This is a genomic window from Calidithermus timidus DSM 17022, from assembly GCF_000373205.1.
GTDB classification, from domain to species: Bacteria; Deinococcota; Deinococci; order Deinococcales; family Thermaceae; genus Calidithermus; species Calidithermus timidus.
In genome coordinates this window covers 59,539-74,224 of sequence record NZ_KB890698.1, presented here as the reverse complement: position 1 = coordinate 74,224, position 14,686 = coordinate 59,539, and the positions used below count along the sequence as shown (strand labels likewise).

The window sequence follows — 14,686 nt, the reverse complement described above, 5'->3', positions numbered from 1 at the left end:
TGCCCTAAGGCTTGGGCACCACCAAAACGTCGAAGGAGAGCCCGTCGATGGGGATATCCCGCACGACGCGCTTCTCCTGGAGGTCGAAAAGCAGCAGGTGGCCTTCGGTACCGCTGGAGACGATGTAGACCTGCCGCCCGCCCGGAAGCAGCGCGGCGTGGGTAGGGTTGGCGTACTTCCGGTCGCCCAACTCCAATGGCAGGCTCTCGACCTCGGCGGTGTCGAGGTCCACCAGCGAGAGTGAGTTGGAGTAGTAGTTCAGCGACAGCAAACGCCCGCCCGGCAACAGCAGCATCCCCAGCGGGCCGGGGTTCACGGTGTAGACGGCTTCCTTCCCCGAGGGACCGAAGGCAGTGAGGGTGTTGGTCTCGAAGTTGGAGACCAGCACGCGAGAGCGCTCGGGGTCGGGGAGGAGCATGGCCGGGTCGCTGCCGGTCTGGGCCTCGGATTGCTCCTGCAGGCTCTTCGCCTCGAGCCGCCGGATGACCGCGGGGGTGGTGGCGGGCTGGGTGGGCCGCAGCGCCACGTAGAGGCTGTCTCCCAGTCGGGCTACGTCCACCGGTTCGTGGGCCTGAGCGCTGGGGGGCAGCGGCAGGGTGCGCTCGAGTTCGCCGCTTTCTCGCGCGATCAGGGCCAGGCTGGCATCGCGGATCTGGCTTACGATCAAGGTTTCCCCCTCCTCGCTGAGGGTGATTCCAAAGGGCCGCGTCCCCACGATGGCCGGCTGGGCCGAGCCCCCGCCGTGGCAGTCGAAGCAGGAGGTGTGGGTGAAGGCGTTGTGTTCCTGGTGGCCCGCTATCAGGCTGCCGTCCGCCCGCCGCTCGGGGACGGGGGCGGTGAGGAAGGTGCGACGGAGGGTGAGGGAGGCCAGGTCGATCTCGGCCACCGCCTGCGAACCCACCAACACGGCATAGGCGCTGCGACCACCGGGGGCGAGCAGCAGGCGGTGGGGCAACATGCCCACCGTGATCCGCTTGATCACCTGTCCCTCCTCGGGGTCCACCACGGCCACGCTCCTCGAGCCAGCCTGGCTCACCAGTACCCAATGCCCGGTAGTCGCGACCCGCTGCGAGCAGGCCACCAGCGTCAGGCTAAGCGCCAGCAGGCCCGGCTTCAGCCACAACCGTGCGCGCATATCCATGCCACCCCCAGGAGCACCACCCGGAGGGTAGGGCAGCGAGCGTTAGTTCAGCGTTAGGCGTACGGCGCAGGAGGTATTGAGGGTAGACTATCTCCCGTGCCCCGCAAGATCATCCTCGACTGCGACCCCGGCCACGACGACGCCATCGCCATGATGCTGGCCCTGGCGAGCCCCGAGCTCGAGGTGCTGGGCATCACCACCAGCTACGGCAACGTGAGCCTGGAGCGCACCACCCGCAACGCGCTGGTGGTGCAGGAAGTCTTGGGCACGAGCGTGGGGGTCTACCCCGGCGCCGACCGCCCACTCGTGCGCGAGCGCATCAGCGCCGAGCTGGTGCACGGCCTCTCGGGGCTCGAGGGGCCCAACCTGCCTCAGCCGCGCCAGCGGCCCCAGGACAAGCACGCCGTACACTTCATCATCGAAAGCGTCCTGGCCCACCCCGGTGAGGTCACGCTGGTCCCGGTGGGGCCCCTGACCAACCTCGCGCTGGCCCTGCGGCTCGAGCCGCGCCTCGGCCCGGCCATCCGCGAGATCGTACTGATGGGCGGTTCCATCGACCTCGGCAACTACAGCCCCAGCGCCGAGTTCAACATCCTCTGCGACCCCCACGCGGCCAAAATCGTCTTCCAGGCGGGCATCCCGCTGGTGATGATGGGGCTCAACCTCACCCACCAGACCCCCGCCACGCCCGAGCGGGTGGCCCGCTTCCGTGCGCTGGGCACGCGCGCTGGAGCCTTCACCGCCGATCTGCTGGAGTTCTTCCAAATCCATCACCGACAACGCTATGGCTTCGCGGGAGCCCCCATCCACGACGCCTGCGCCGTGGCCTACCTGCTGCGGCCCGAACTCTTCAAGACCGGGCATTATCACGTGGAGATCGAGGCCAACGAGGGGCTGGCCTTTGGTCGCACGGTCTGCGACTACTGGCGGGTGACGGGAAAGGCCCCCAACTGCGAGGTGGGGCTGCACATCGACACCGATCGCTTCTACGACCTTCTGGTCGAGCGCATAGGGACTTACGGCTAGCGCGCTTCCTGCAGGGGCTACTCGCCCTTCCACATGATGCGCCCGCAGGAGGGGCAGCGCACGACCTGATTGCCCTGGTATACCTTCTGCGCTACGTTCATGGGCAGTTGCACGTTGCAGCCCATGCAGCGGTACCCCGAGCCGGTGCGGGCGACCTTGGCGACGCCCTGCCCCTTGCGAGACTTGCGCACGGCTTCGTATTCCTTGACCAAGCTGGCCGGGATGGTGGCCGCCAGGGCGTTGCGCTCGACCAGCTTGACCTGGTAGCTGGCCTCGAGCGCCTCCACGCGGGCGGCGTTGGCGGCCTCGAGTTCCTCGAGCCTGGGCCTGGCCTCCTCCAGCAGCGCCCTGACCCGCTCGACCTCGCCGGTTAGCTCGACGATCTCCTCGAGCTTGGGCTTGTTGATCTCCTCGAGTTCCTTGAAGCGGTCGTCAAGCTGCTGGATGACGTTCTCGTACTGGGTCTGCTCGCGAGCGCTCTGAGCCTGGCGCTGTGCGTCCTTGGCCCGACCCAGCTTCTCCTTGAGGTTAGCGATCTCGGCCTCGTTTTGCCGGTACTCCATCTCCTGCTCGCGCAAGTCACCCTGGCGCTTGGCCAGTTCGGCTTCGAGGGCCTGCCAGTGAGCACGGGCGGCTTTGAGTTCTTCAGGCAGGTTGGCCTGTTCCTCACGGATGCGGTCTAGCTCGAGGTCTTTCTCCTGCAAACGAAACAATTCGGCCAGCGCGTCGGACCCGTTCACAGAGCCTAGTCTAAGCCAGCCCACAAGTTGCGTGCAAAGCGCAAGACGCGAAAAGCAGATGAAATCACCGCAGAAGGCTGCGTCGAAAATCTGAGGCGGGGTTATGGGGGCGCTGAGCGTACGGCCCCCACAAGCTCATGGAGCGCTATACCCCAGCACCTCCTGCAGCTTGATGTCGTCGAACCACACGGTCTGTTGGCCCTCGTTGACGTTGTAATGCACGTCGATGCGACTGCCACCCACGAAGTCTGGGGGGGTGGTGAAGTCGCGGTAGAAGTACTGCCAGCCGTTGGTGTTGGTGGAGATGTGCCGGGGATTGTACTCGGCGTGGAGGTTGTAGACCATCTTGCTGGGCGAGAGCACCACGTAGCGCAGGTTGGCGAAGTTGTAGAAGTCGTTGATCTTTCCGTCCACGAAGCCCTCGGTCTTGATCCAGCCCGACAGGCGGTAGGTGGTGGCGGGCTTTAGCTTGGGCGAGGCTTGGGTGAAGTAATCGCCGTCGGAGAGGTTGCCGTTGATGCGGATGGCCCGCAGACCCGAGTGGGACCCGCTGCTCTCGAGATGAACCTCCGGCTTGGCGGTGCCATCCCAGCCCACCGGGCCGTACTGATCCACCTGCTCGAAACCGCCGTTGATGAGGAGGTCCGGTCCCAGGCTGGCCGCGCAGTTCTCCTCGTGTTCGTAGTCGCAAACCCTCCCCGCCAGCACGCGCAAGGTGAGGGGATAGGTCTTGGTCTTGCCCCCGCCCACCGCCCGCACCCTCAGGGGCACGTCCTGGGGGCTGCCCGAGGGCTCGACGTAGACCACCAACAAGCCCCGGTCCCCTGCCTCGAGGCCCTCGGGGTCGAAGGCCGGGCTGACGAAGCCGGGCAGCGGGCTGCCGTCGGCTTGCTCGAGGTAAAGCGCGATGCCCGCAACCCCCGACCCCAGCACCCTCAGCTCGAAGAGGCGGTACTGCCCGCGGGGTACCTCCAGCGTGGAGGGTAGCTCGAGGCAGAACTCGCCCACGGGACAGCTCAGCGGAGCCCTTAGCGTGAGCTTGAACGCGGCGGCGTGGGTGACCCCGCCGCCCTCACCCTTGACCCGCAGGCTGTACTCCCCCACCGGCAGGCTCGAGGCAGCGCCGATCTCGAGCCGGCTGTACCCCTGGTCGGTGCTCGAGGGGTTGGGGCTGAAGGTGGCGCTCATCCCCTCGGGAAGGGCACCCCCATCGGATTTTTCCAGGCTCAGCACGATGCTTTCCACACCCGAGCCGCGGATGAGCACCCTGGTGCTGATTTTCTGCCCGGCGCTGACCTCGAGGGCGGGGCTGGCCAGGCCCAATTCGAAGCCGGGGGTGGCCTGGAAGGGGCTCTGCTGGCAGCCTACGAGCAACCCGGCGGCCAGGAGAAGGACGCGCAACATCCCACCGATTATGCACTCGCAGGGGAAGCCGGGGCTTTGGGGAATCGTTAACCTTCCCGCCGCCAGGCTCTGATACCAGATTCGGTCAGTTCGTTCCCGAAGGGCGTGCTCTAGGATTCAAAAAGATAGCCTCTGAAGGTCTTTGCTTTGGGGGATTATCTTTTTGAATCCGGTATAAGCTGGAGGGGTGGAGCGGCTGGAAGGGCTGAGCGGCCTCGAGCCCCTGCGCCTGGTGGTGCTGCTGACGGTCTTCTGCAGCGGGGTGCTGCTGGTGGCGCTGAGCCGGGCCCTGCTGGGCAAGACCCGCTTCTTCCGCTACCTGCAAGAGGGCCCACCCTGGCTGGCCCTGGCCCTGAGCGCCGGCCTGTTGGCCTTGATCTTCGCTCTGGCGGGGCGGTTGCTCGGGTAGATCGCCGGGCTGCTGGAGCAGTTTGACCTAGCCCAGTCGGAAGTCCAGCGGGCGCAGGTAGAACTCGTGGATGGCGGTGGTGCTCACCACGGCGTTGGTGGGCAGGTGACGCTTCCAGTGGGTCTTGTTGACCAGGCTCTTCACCCGCGCCACCTCGGCTTCGGTGTAGCCCAGGCCCACGATGTAGGCGTCGGGGTAGCCCTTGAGGTAGTGCTCGAGGATCACGTCGGCCTTGCGGTAGGAGATGCCCAGGTCGCCCTCGTCGGTCTGACCGGCCTCGAGGTCGGCGGTGGGGGGCTTGCCGCGCACCACCTCGGGCACGCCCAGATACTCGGCCAGGCCCCAGACCTGGGTCTTGTACAGGTCGCCCAGCGGGGCGATGGGGCCGGTGTCGGCCACGTCGTGCCAGGTGTAGTAGCCGAACAGGCGCTCGGTCTTGTTGCCGGTGCCCAGGTGCAAGGCCTTGTACTGCTCGCCCTTGTCGAAGCCCACGATGGTGCGGGCGCGGGCCATGACGTTGCCCAGGCGGCGGGGGGTGATGCCGGGGGTCTGGGCGGCGTAGCCCTCGACCATAGGGGTGATGTCCACCACCTCGTAGGGGGTGCCGTAGTGCTCGGCCACCAACCGAGCGTGCTCGGCGGACTCGGGCCTGGAGATGGCGTGGGGCATGAACACGGTGAAGACGTTCTGAGGCCCCAGCGCCCGCACGGCCAGGGCAATGGTGGTGGCGGAGTCCACCCCGCCCGAATTGGCGACCACCGCGCGGCTGTAGCCGCGCCACTCCAGCTCCTCGGCGATGAAGCGGGTGAGGAACTCGGCTACCAGCGGGTAGTTGAGCTCGAGCACTTCGCGTCCGGGGACGGCTTCGATGACTTTGAGCATGACCCCAACCCCAGGCTAACCCCGCACCGGCAGCTTGCCGCGCACCGGGCGGGGGGTTTTCTCGAGCACCTTGAAACCGGCCATCACCCGCTCGAGGTCGTTCATCAGCAGCGGTAACCCGGCTTCCATGTCGGCCAGTAGAGGATTGTCGTAGCGCACCGGGGGGATACGCGCCAAGTCGATGTCGCCCAACAGCACGGCCTCCTCGAAGACCGGCGCCGTGCCCAGGAGGTTGCCCTCGGGGCCGGCAATCACGCTGCCGCCCACCAGCCCCTTGCCCGCCTCGAGGCCCACCAGCGAGCTGAGCACCACGTACAACCCGTGCTCGGCGGCCACCGCCTGGGTCAGGCTCTTCCAGCGGATGACGTTGGCGGGTTCGGCCCCCGCGAAGCCCCGCGCCGGGGAGGCCGAGGGGACGTAGATGATCTCGGCACCGTCCAGCGCGGCGATCATACCGGTGATGGAATGCCAGAAGTCCTCGCAGATGAGAATGGCCACCCGCCCAAAGCGCGTGTCGAAGGCCTCGACCCGGTTGCCGCGCGAGATGTAGCGCTCCTCGTCGAAGACGCCGTAGGTGGGCAGAAACACCTTGCGGTGGACGTTGAGCAGCCCGCGCCCACCGAGCTCGAGGTAGGCCGCGCTGTTGTAGTAGATGCCCCCGTCCTGCTCGTAAAAGCCCAGCACCACGTCCAGCGGGCCGTCCCAGGCCAGTGAGTCGTAGAGCGCGCTCATGGCCGCGGTCAGCTCGGATTGGGTCAGGGCCACCTCGCGCACCCCCCCTTGCAGGAAATAGCCCGAGAGGAAAGCTTCGGGCAGCACCACCACCTCGGGGCGGTGATGGCGGATTTCCCGCAGGGCCTGGCCGATGCGCTCGAGGTTGTGCCCGAGGTGGCCTTTCTTGGGTTTGAGTTGCAGCACGGCGTGGCGAATCATCACGGCTAGTCTACGCCTCGAGCAGCGGCCTCGTTGGCTCGTGGCTCACGGTTAGCGACGGGTGCCCGAGGGCAATATAAATCCAAGCTCAACGCCCCAGAGGGCATTTTGGGTGTGTTTGGCTACCTTTATCCCCCTGAGGCGATGTACCCTATAAACACTAGAGGAGAGAGGACCCTAGATGAACCGACTGCCCTTCAACCTTTGGTTCGTGCTCATCGCAGCCATCCTCATCGCGTGGGCATTCAGCTTGACCGGAAACCAAACCCCCCAGGGCCAGATCGGTTACGGAGCCTTCCTGGACGCCATCCAAAACGACCGCGTAAAGGAGATCGTGGTCCAGAGCGAGGGAACCCGCATCAGCGGCAAGTACACCGACGGCGAGCGCTTCACCACCAACGCCAGCGCCCCCGTGAGCAACGCCGACCTCGAGAAGTGGCGCGCCCAGGGCATCAGCGTCGATGTGACACCCCCTCCCAGGGAGAACCCCCTCCTGGGCTTCTTGCTGCCCATCCTGCTGGTGGGCTTGGCTTTCGCGGCCATCTACTACTTCTCGCGCAACCGCGGGCCTTCCGGCGATAGCGCCTTCAGCTTCACCAAAAGCCGCGCCAAGGTGCTCACCGAGGCCCCCAAGACCACCTTCCGCGACGTAGCTGGCTGCGACGAGGCCAAGGAAGAGCTCAAGGAGATCGTGGAGTTCCTCAAGAACCCTAGCCGCTTCCACGAGATGGGCGCGCGCATCCCCAAGGGCGTGCTGCTGGTGGGACCGCCGGGATCTGGCAAGACCCACATCGCCCGCGCGGTGGCCGGGGAGGCCAAGGTGCCCTTCATCACCGCCAGCGGCTCCGACTTCGTAGAGATGTTCGTGGGCGTGGGGGCTGCCCGGGTGCGCGACCTCTTCGAGACCGCCAAGCGTCACGCCCCGTGCATCGTCTTCATCGACGAGATCGACGCGGTAGGCCGCAAGCGCGGCGGCGGGGTGGGAGGCGGCAACGACGAGCGCGAGCAGACCCTCAACCAACTCCTCGTCGAGCTCGACGGCTTCGAAAAGGACTCCTCCGTCATCATCATGGCCGCCACCAACCGGCCCGACGTGCTCGATCCCGCGCTGCTGCGGCCTGGCCGCTTCGACCGCCAGGTGGCCATCGACGCCCCCGACGTGCGAGGCCGCGAGCAGATCCTGCGCATCCACGCCAAGGGTAAACCCATGGCCGAGGACGTGGACTTAGCCCTGCTGGCCCGCCGCACGCCGGGCTTCGTGGGGGCCGACCTGGAAAACATGCTCAACGAGGCCGCATTGCTGGCCGCCCGCGAGGGCCGCAAGAAGATCACCATGAAAGACCTCGAGGAAGCCGCCGATCGCGTGATCATGGGCCCGGCCAAGAAGAGCATGGTGCTCACCCAGCGCGACCGTGAGATCACCGCCTACCACGAAGCCGGGCACGCCCTGGCGATGTACTACCTCGAACACGCCGATCCGCCCCACAAAGTCACCATCGTCCCGCGCGGGCGCGCGCTGGGCTTCGCCATGCCCCGTCGGGAGGACATCCTGCACTGGAGCAAGAAGCGCCTCACCGACCAGATCGCCGTGGCCCTGGGGGGCCGCGCCGCCGAGGAGTTGGTCTTCGAGGACGTCACCACCGGCGCCGAGAACGACTTCCGCCAGGCCACCGACCTCGCCCGCCGCATGATCACCGAATGGGGCATGCACAAGGACTTCGGACCCGTGGCCTACCAGGTGCGCGAGGACACCTACCTGGGCGGTTACGACGTGCGCCAGTACTCCGAGGAAACCGCCCGCCGCATCGACGAGGCGGTGAAGGGTCTGCTCGAGGAGCAGCACGAGAAGGTGATGCAACTCTTGAAGGAAAAGCGAGAAGTCCTCGAGCGGGTCACTAGGGCACTGCTGGAGTACGAAACCCTCAACGCCGAGGAATTCGAGCGGGTGGTGCAGGGCCTGCCGCTGGAGGAAAGCCCCTCGAGCGAGCCCCCCAAGGACCAGGAGGAAAAGGACCCCCCGCGCATCGTGCCCAAGATCAAGCCGAACCTGGGCGGGGCGTGAGGTAGGACGCCGAAGGCTCAAGGCCAAAGTCGCTCACCAGATTTCACCTCCTACACGCTAGCGCGAAGGCGTCAACTACCCTGACCAAACCCTAACAGGTTCTGGTCAGGGTAGTTGACTCAGCGGGCTACCGGGCGACGGCGCTCGAAGGGCCGGCGCTCGCGACCCTCAGGGGGGCGGGGGCCGCGGGGCCTCTCCTCGCGCTGGCTCGCACCCGCCTCAGCAGGTATCTCGTGCGCCCGGCTGAGGTGGAACTCGGTGAGCTGGGACTGGATGGCCTCGAGTTCGTCGCTTTGCAAATCGAGGTAGGCGGCACTCTCGGTGAGCAGAATGCGCCCGATGCGTCCAGCGCCGGCCTTCTTGAGCACGGCTACCACACGGGGAACCGACAGGCGACCCCCGACCAGCTTGACCGTGACCAAGCCCTCTTCCCCGGTGATCAGGCTCCTGGGCACGGGCGCGCCACCCAAAAGCAGCGCCAGCATCCCGGCCACCGCTTCGAGTTCCCCCTCCGCCACCAGCCGGGCGGCGTACTCGCGCCACATGGCCCGGTCGGCGGCAGGCTGGCCGCTCAGGCGGTGTAACAAACCCTTCCACTTGGCCTCCATCACCTCCTCGGGCGTGGGGGGATTGATGCGGCGGAACTTACGGCCCACCTCGCGCTCGAGCTGCTCCAGCTCCCGGCGCTCGCGAGGCCCGTAGAGGACGATCACCCTACCCGAACGCCCGGCTCGGCCCGTGCGGCCCGAGCGGTGCTGGTAGGACTCGGTCTGCTCGGGCAGCCGGTAGTGCACCACCAGGTCCACCTCGGGGATGTCCAAACCGCGCGCAGCCACGTCGGTCGCCACCAGCACGGTCTCCTGCCCGCTGCGGAAGCGGCCCATCACCAGCTCGCGCTCGCGCTGGCTCATGTCGCCGTGAATGGCCGCCGCCGCCAGGGCGCGCCCCTGCAGGCCCAGCGCCACCTCGTCGGCCTCGGCCTTGGTGCGGGTGAAGACGATGGAGCGCTCGGGAGCATAGGCGTAGAGCAGGTCGGCCAGGGTGGAGAGGCGGGTCTGGAGGGGGGCCTGCAGGGCCAGCTCCTCGTAGCTCACCCGCTCGTCCTTGATCACGTTGACGTGGACGAAGTCCTTGAGGTAGCGGTCGGCCAGGCGCTTGGCCCAAGTGGGCACGGTGGCCGAGAAGAGCAGGGTCTGGCGGGTCTGGGGGGTCTGCTGCAAGAGCTTCTCCACGTCCTCCTCGAAGCCCATCGAGAGCATCTCGTCGGCCTCGTCCAGCACAGCGATCTCGACTTTGGACAAGTCGAGGATGCCCTGCTCGAGGTAGTCGATGGCCCGGCCCGGTGTGGCCACCACCACGTCACAGCCGCGCTTGAGGGCTTCGGCCTGCTTGCTGTAGCCGGTGCCGCCGTAAACACTCACCACCACCAGCTCGCTCGCCACCCACTCCAGCTCCTTCGCCACCTGCAAAGTCAGCTCACGCGTGGGGGTGAGCACGAAGGCCCGCGGCGAGCGGCCTCGCTCACGCGAGGGCTCGAGGCGGTTGGCGATGGGCAAGGCAAAGGCCAGCGTCTTGCCGGTGCCGGTGCGGGCCTGCCCCAGGATGTCGCGGCCCTCGAGGGCCAGCGGCAAGGCCGCCGCCTGAATGGGGGTAGGGGTGGAAAAGCCTTTGGCTTGCAGCGCAGCAAGCACCTCGCTCTTGAGGGGAAAAGCAGAAAACTCCATCTGTACCTGATCCTTTCCGGGCTCTCTACCGCACACACCCGGAAAGTTTTTCTCAACCATCGAGGGGAAATGCAGCTATCGAGCCTCTGGCCTTGAGGGCCAACCCTAGCAGTATGGGGGCAACCGCGCCCCAGGTCAAGGGACGCGGGTCAAAGGTCTCATACCAGATTCGGTCAGTTCGTTCCCATTCGGGAACGAACTGACCCGACCGAAGGGAGTGCTCTAGGATTCAAAAAGATAGCCTCTGAAGGTCTTTGGTTTGGGTGATTATCTTTTTGAATCCGGTATCAGGGGTCTACTACATCCCACGCTTGAAAGACGGGGGCTTTGTAGACCCTCACACCCCCCTTTTGTAAGTGTCCCAAGACACGGGGCGGCGAAGGGAGTATGTGGGCCTCCCGTGCGATCTCGGGTTTAATGGGGTGTGATGTGGGTTCGCGTCCTTGCCCTGAGTGTCTTTCTCGTCCTGGCGTTTGCCCAAACCCCCACGGCCATTCCCGCCGAACGCTTTGGACTCAGCGTCCTGCGCGATAGCTACGCGGTAGTCTTCAAGAAAGAGGGCCTCGAGCTGGTCTACGTCGAGGGCATCGGCTGGGCTCCGCCGCTCGAGCCCACCCTGCCGCCCCCCAACGAGAACAGCTTGCCGCTGGAAGTCGTCCGCGCGGCGGGGCTGGTGCAGGTGCCCCAAGCGGGCGTGCGCTTTTCGGGGGGCGCGGGGCGCTTACGGCTGGTGTTCGACCTGCCCGAGGCCCTGCCCCTCGAGAAGCGCGAAGGGAGCTATCCAGGCCGCCTGAGCCTCGAGCTGCCCTACTTTCTCCCCGACCTCGAGACCCTGAGGCTCCCCCCCGAGCTCGGCCTGGAGTTCCGCTACTTACCCCATGGCACCCAGCTCAGCCTGCAAGCCCCCACCGGGCGCCTCTACCGCTACCGACAGTACACCCTCGAAGACCCCTGGCGCCTCGTGCTGGACTTCTACTACCTGCAGCCCGAAACCCGCGAGGTGCTCAGCCGGGGGATCAGCTACCTCGAGCGCTGGGCCTGGACACCCGAACCACTCCGGCTCTACATGATCCAGGCCGACCCCGGTAGCTGGCGCATGGAGCCGGTGGGGCAGCCCGGCCTGCGCAAGCCCCTAAAGCAGATGGCCCCCACAGCGCTGGCCTTGCTCAACGGCGGCTACTTCGACAACCGCACCGCCACCCCCATCGGGCTGTGGATCCAGGACGGGGTGGCGCTTAACTTCCCCTTCGGGCGCAGCGCCTTGCTATGGGGCAACGGGCAGGTCTTCGGGGGTTTCCCCAAGTTCGGAGCCTGGGTCGAGGTCGCAAGCGGGCAGCGCTACCCGGTAGGGGTCAACCTCTGGCGGGCGCGGCTCACCGCCCACACCACACCCGGCCCCGCAGGACGACCCGGCGAGAACGTGGCTATTGTCGAGCAGGAGCGGGTCATCGCCACCCTCCCCGCGCCCGCCGAGCTCAAGCCGGGGCAGTGGGGCCTGAGCTTCCCCGCCAGCGACACGCCCATCGCCCGCACGGGCGAGACCCTCAAGCTCCGCATGAGCCTCGAGCCCCCCGTGCAATACGCCCTCGAGGCCGGACCTTTGCTGATCCAGGCCGGTCAGAACGTCTTCGACCCCAAACGCGAGCCCTTCACCGACCCCCGTCCGCTGGGAGCTGTCACCCCGCAGTCGGCGGTGGCCTGGACCCTGGAGGGCGGGGTGTGGCTGGTGGTCTCCGAGGCCACCACGCCCGCCGTGCTGGCCCAGGCCCTGCAAAGCCTGGGAGCCTGGGGCGCCATCCGTATGGACGGCGGCGGCTCCTCCCAGCTTTATGTGCGCGGCGTGCTGCGCTCCCCGCTCATCGAGTCCCGGCCACGCCCGGTTGTGAACGGGCTTGCTCTCTATCCGAAGGCCGGACCCTAAGCTGGAACCATGCAGGCCCGGGTGCCCATGCGGCCTGGAAGATTCACCGGCGCTCACCGGCGCTGGGCGAGCCGCCTGGCCTGGAGGCGGCGCTTGCAGTGGGCGCTCGTCACCTTGGTCTTGCTGCTGCCGCTGGCCCTGTGGGTCCACCCGACCTGGGGTTTGCTCTCCCTGCTCGCCCTGCTCTACCCCAGCCGCCTCGAGCTCCCCCGCGCCCTGCGCCAGCTCGACGAGCGCTACGGCCTGGCCTACCACAGCGCCCTCGAGGCCCCCCCTACCCACCCCTGGCGCGAACGGCTCGAGGCCGAAGCCAAAGAAAGCCTGCGCCAGGCCCGGCTACCCAAGCTCCCCTGGCTCGCAGGCGGCATCTACCTCACCCTGCTCGGGTTGGTGTGGATCCTGCCCCCCATACCCACTCCCGGCTTTTCCAGGCCTCCGCAAGCTCCCACCGCCCAGACCAACCCACAGCCCCCCAGGCCGGCCAGTACCCAGTCCAGCACCCCAACCGCACCCGAGCTCCCCAGCTCAGGGCAGTCTGCCCAGGAGGGCCAGGAGCCAGTCGAGCAAGCGCCCCCACAGCAGGACGCCACAAACCCAGCCTCACCGCCCCAAAGTCCGCAGGGACAGAGCACATCGCCCGAGGAAGCTGGCTCACCCCAGCAGGGCCAGGAGACTTCACAACAGCAGCCCCAGTCCAGCCCCTCCGACCAGCAGGGGCAAAACCCCCAGCAAAACGGCCAGGGACGAGTTCAGGGTCAAGGCGGCCAGGGTGACCAGCCCGGTGAGCAGGTCGGCGCCGGCCAGCCCAACCAACAGGGGCAGGATGGTCAGCCCCACAGGAGCGCAGAGGGAGGGCCCAGGGACGATAGCCCTCAGGACCAGGAACAAAAGCAAAACCCCCAGCCCGGCCAGCGGGGTCGGGAAACCCGCGGCGGAAAGCAAGCCCAGGGTGAGCAGGGGCAGCCAGGCAGCCCAGGCTCCAACGGCCAGGCTCCGTCCCAACCCCCGAGTCTCCCCAAGCGCCCCCTGTCCGGCGAGGCTCCGCTGCGACGCTCGGACAACCCCGGCGGCCAAGCGCGCAACCTGCCCAACCCCTGGCGCGGCGGCCAACCCCCGCAAAGCGTCCAGCGGCAGGTAGAGCGCTACCTCGAGTCCGAACCCCTCCCCCCCGAAGTGCGCGACTTGCTGAGGCGCTACTTCGAGCTGCCCGAGCAGTGAAGGAACTGTCAGCCTTCGGCCATCAGCAGGAGGGGGCTTGGGGTGAAGAACCCCCCCCCGGCCCTCCCCACGTACGGGGGGGATATCCCCCTAGCTACCAATCACCGACCTACTTAACTTTATGCACCTTCTGCCCCTCCGGGAACGTATAGCGCAGCCGCATCAGGAGGTCCTGCGGGTAATTCCCGAAGCGGCGGCCGAAGAGGTTCATGCCCCCCACGTTGCGGGCATCGGGCTTGACGCCCAGGCGCACCTCGATGTGGTTGGCGTTCTCGAGCTTCAAGTCGGCGAGCTTGACCGGTGAGAGGGCCTCGCCGTCGATGAAGGAGCCCTCGGCGTTCACCTTCCAGCGCTTGAGCACGCCGTACTGGGTCTGGTCCTCGGGCCACCAGGCGGGGGTGAGGTTGCCGCGCTTGCCGCCGAAGTCGCCGGGGCTGGTCCAGGTGCCCACCTCCACCCCGTTGATCCACAAGGTGATGTCGGAGGGCCAGTTGTGGTCGTACTGCGGGGCCTCGGAGCAGATCTCGGCGGAGAGCTCGAGCTCGGTGGTGATCGCCCCGCGCGGGACGTTGTTGGGGAAAGCGTACTCGACGTAGCCCTGGCCGAACCACAGGAGCTGGGCGAAGACGTGCTCGGGCTCGTAGAAGCTGCGCACGTCGTCGAGCATGCCGATGAACTTGCTGTCGCTGGCCAGGCCGCAGGTGGGCTTGACGTCGATGCGGTGGTAGTTACCGATGGGCATGGAGATCTCCACCACGTCCTGGTCGGCCTCCACCGCCACGCCGGGCAGCTTGATGAGGATCTCGTCGTAGCGCTTGGCCACGAGCTTCTGCGAGCCGCGGGTGCCCGGGACGTACTGCACCACCAGCAGCCCGGCCTCCTCGAGCATCTTGAGGTTGGTGCTCACCGTGGAGTGGGCCATGCCCATGGCCTCGGCCAGTTCCGAGACGTTCATACCCTCGTGCGAGAGCAGGCTGAAGATAAGCATGCGCGTCTCGGAGTCCAGGGCCCGCAGAACGGGCACGGCGGCTTCACCCTCGACGGTCAGGCGGCGGTTTCCGGATGTTGGCACGCTAACCCCTCCCTCATTTATTTCGATGTTACACGAAAATCCGAAACATTAGCAAACCCACGGAAGCCGTTGCAGCATCGCGGAAGGTCTCTTGTGGACGATTCTCACATTTATTTCGCCAAATCTTGACATATTTCGCGCTGAGCTGTAATAT

Annotated in this window: 12 protein-coding genes; 5 read left to right on the top strand and 7 right to left on the bottom strand. The window is 66.7% G+C overall.

What is annotated here, in order from left to right; all coding sequences use genetic code 11:
- Positions 1 to 4: 4 nt before the first annotated feature.
- Positions 5 to 1,141, bottom strand: coding sequence for a YncE family protein (locus tag B047_RS0110800; protein WP_157205896.1), 1,137 nt, complete (start codon positions 1,139 to 1,141; stop codon positions 5 to 7).
- Between the two features lie 96 nt (positions 1,142 to 1,237).
- Here B047_RS0110800 and B047_RS0110795 point away from each other — a divergent pair, with 96 nt between their 5' ends.
- Positions 1,238 to 2,167 carry a nucleoside hydrolase gene (locus tag B047_RS0110795; protein WP_018466980.1) on the top strand — a complete coding sequence of 310 codons (930 nt, stop codon included), beginning with the start codon at positions 1,238 to 1,240 and terminating at the stop codon, positions 2,165 to 2,167.
- A 17-nt stretch (positions 2,168 to 2,184) separates the two neighbouring features.
- Here B047_RS0110795 and B047_RS0110790 read toward each other — a convergent pair whose 3' ends face one another.
- Both B047_RS0110790 and B047_RS0110785 read right to left on the bottom strand, forming a co-directional pair.
- On the bottom strand, positions 2,185 to 2,907 hold the full coding sequence (locus B047_RS0110790) for a zinc ribbon domain-containing protein (protein WP_018466979.1): 723 nt from the start codon (positions 2,905 to 2,907) through the stop codon (positions 2,185 to 2,187).
- A 135-nt stretch (positions 2,908 to 3,042) separates the two neighbouring features.
- Positions 3,043 to 4,311 (bottom strand): carbohydrate binding domain-containing protein, encoded by a 1,269-nt coding sequence (locus tag B047_RS0110785; RefSeq protein WP_018466978.1) that lies wholly within the window; start codon positions 4,309 to 4,311, stop codon positions 3,043 to 3,045.
- A gap of 187 nt (positions 4,312 to 4,498) precedes the next feature.
- Between B047_RS0110785 and B047_RS0110780 the strand changes: the two genes are divergently transcribed.
- Positions 4,499 to 4,720 carry a hypothetical protein gene (locus B047_RS0110780; protein ID WP_018466977.1) on the top strand — a complete coding sequence of 74 codons (222 nt, stop codon included), beginning with the start codon at positions 4,499 to 4,501 and terminating at the stop codon, positions 4,718 to 4,720.
- 27 nt (positions 4,721 to 4,747) lie between these two features.
- Here B047_RS0110780 and nadE read toward each other — a convergent pair whose 3' ends face one another.
- The gene (gene nadE, locus B047_RS0110775) at positions 4,748 to 5,602 is read right to left on the bottom strand and encodes an NAD(+) synthase (protein WP_018466976.1); all 855 of its coding nucleotides are present in this window, start codon (positions 5,600 to 5,602) and stop codon (positions 4,748 to 4,750) included.
- 15 nt (positions 5,603 to 5,617) lie between these two features.
- Entirely contained in the window at positions 5,618 to 6,535 is a 918-nt protein-coding gene (locus B047_RS0110770; RefSeq protein WP_018466975.1) for a nitrilase-related carbon-nitrogen hydrolase, read from the bottom strand.
- A gap of 181 nt (positions 6,536 to 6,716) precedes the next feature.
- Here B047_RS0110770 and ftsH point away from each other — a divergent pair, with 181 nt between their 5' ends.
- Positions 6,717 to 8,597 (top strand): ATP-dependent zinc metalloprotease FtsH, encoded by a 1,881-nt coding sequence (gene ftsH / locus B047_RS0110765; protein ID WP_018466974.1) that lies wholly within the window; start codon positions 6,717 to 6,719, stop codon positions 8,595 to 8,597.
- A gap of 119 nt (positions 8,598 to 8,716) precedes the next feature.
- Here the strand turns inward: ftsH and B047_RS16700 are convergent, their stop codons facing one another.
- Positions 8,717 to 10,321, bottom strand: coding sequence for a DEAD/DEAH box helicase (locus B047_RS16700; protein ID WP_018466973.1), 1,605 nt, complete (start codon positions 10,319 to 10,321; stop codon positions 8,717 to 8,719).
- 427 nt (positions 10,322 to 10,748) lie between these two features.
- Between B047_RS16700 and B047_RS0110755 the strand changes: the two genes are divergently transcribed.
- Both B047_RS0110755 and B047_RS0110750 read left to right on the top strand, forming a co-directional pair.
- The gene (locus B047_RS0110755) at positions 10,749 to 12,242 is read left to right on the top strand and encodes a phosphodiester glycosidase family protein (protein WP_018466972.1); all 1,494 of its coding nucleotides are present in this window, start codon (positions 10,749 to 10,751) and stop codon (positions 12,240 to 12,242) included.
- 9 nt (positions 12,243 to 12,251) lie between these two features.
- Complete coding sequence (locus B047_RS0110750) at positions 12,252 to 13,460, top strand: hypothetical protein (RefSeq protein ID WP_020571949.1); 1,209 nt, start codon at positions 12,252 to 12,254, stop codon at positions 13,458 to 13,460.
- A gap of 109 nt (positions 13,461 to 13,569) precedes the next feature.
- On the opposite strand, the gene B047_RS0110745 is transcribed toward B047_RS0110750, so the two are convergent.
- Positions 13,570 to 14,532 (bottom strand): ArsR/SmtB family transcription factor, encoded by a 963-nt coding sequence (locus B047_RS0110745; protein WP_018466971.1) that lies wholly within the window; start codon positions 14,530 to 14,532, stop codon positions 13,570 to 13,572.
- Positions 14,533 to 14,686: the final 154 nt, after the last annotated feature.

What these genes read in the sequence shown, in the direction of transcription:
- B047_RS16700 (WP_018466973.1), bottom strand. Translation starts at nt 10,321, where the DNA reads ATGGAGTTTTCTGCTTTTCCCCTCAAGAGCGAGGTGCTTGCTGCGCTG.
- B047_RS0110750 (WP_020571949.1), top strand. Translation starts at nt 12,252, where the DNA reads ATGCAGGCCCGGGTGCCCATGCGGCCTGGAAGATTCACCGGCGCTCAC.
- B047_RS0110785 (WP_018466978.1), bottom strand. Translation starts at nt 4,311, where the DNA reads ATGTTGCGCGTCCTTCTCCTGGCCGCCGGGTTGCTCGTAGGCTGCCAG.
- B047_RS0110770 (WP_018466975.1), bottom strand. Translation starts at nt 6,535, where the DNA reads ATGATTCGCCACGCCGTGCTGCAACTCAAACCCAAGAAAGGCCACCTC.
- ftsH (WP_018466974.1), top strand. Translation starts at nt 6,717, where the DNA reads ATGAACCGACTGCCCTTCAACCTTTGGTTCGTGCTCATCGCAGCCATC.
- nadE (WP_018466976.1), bottom strand. Translation starts at nt 5,602, where the DNA reads ATGCTCAAAGTCATCGAAGCCGTCCCCGGACGCGAAGTGCTCGAGCTC.
- B047_RS0110800 (WP_157205896.1), bottom strand. Translation starts at nt 1,141, where the DNA reads ATGGATATGCGCGCACGGTTGTGGCTGAAGCCGGGCCTGCTGGCGCTT.
- B047_RS0110755 (WP_018466972.1), top strand. Translation starts at nt 10,749, where the DNA reads ATGTGGGTTCGCGTCCTTGCCCTGAGTGTCTTTCTCGTCCTGGCGTTT.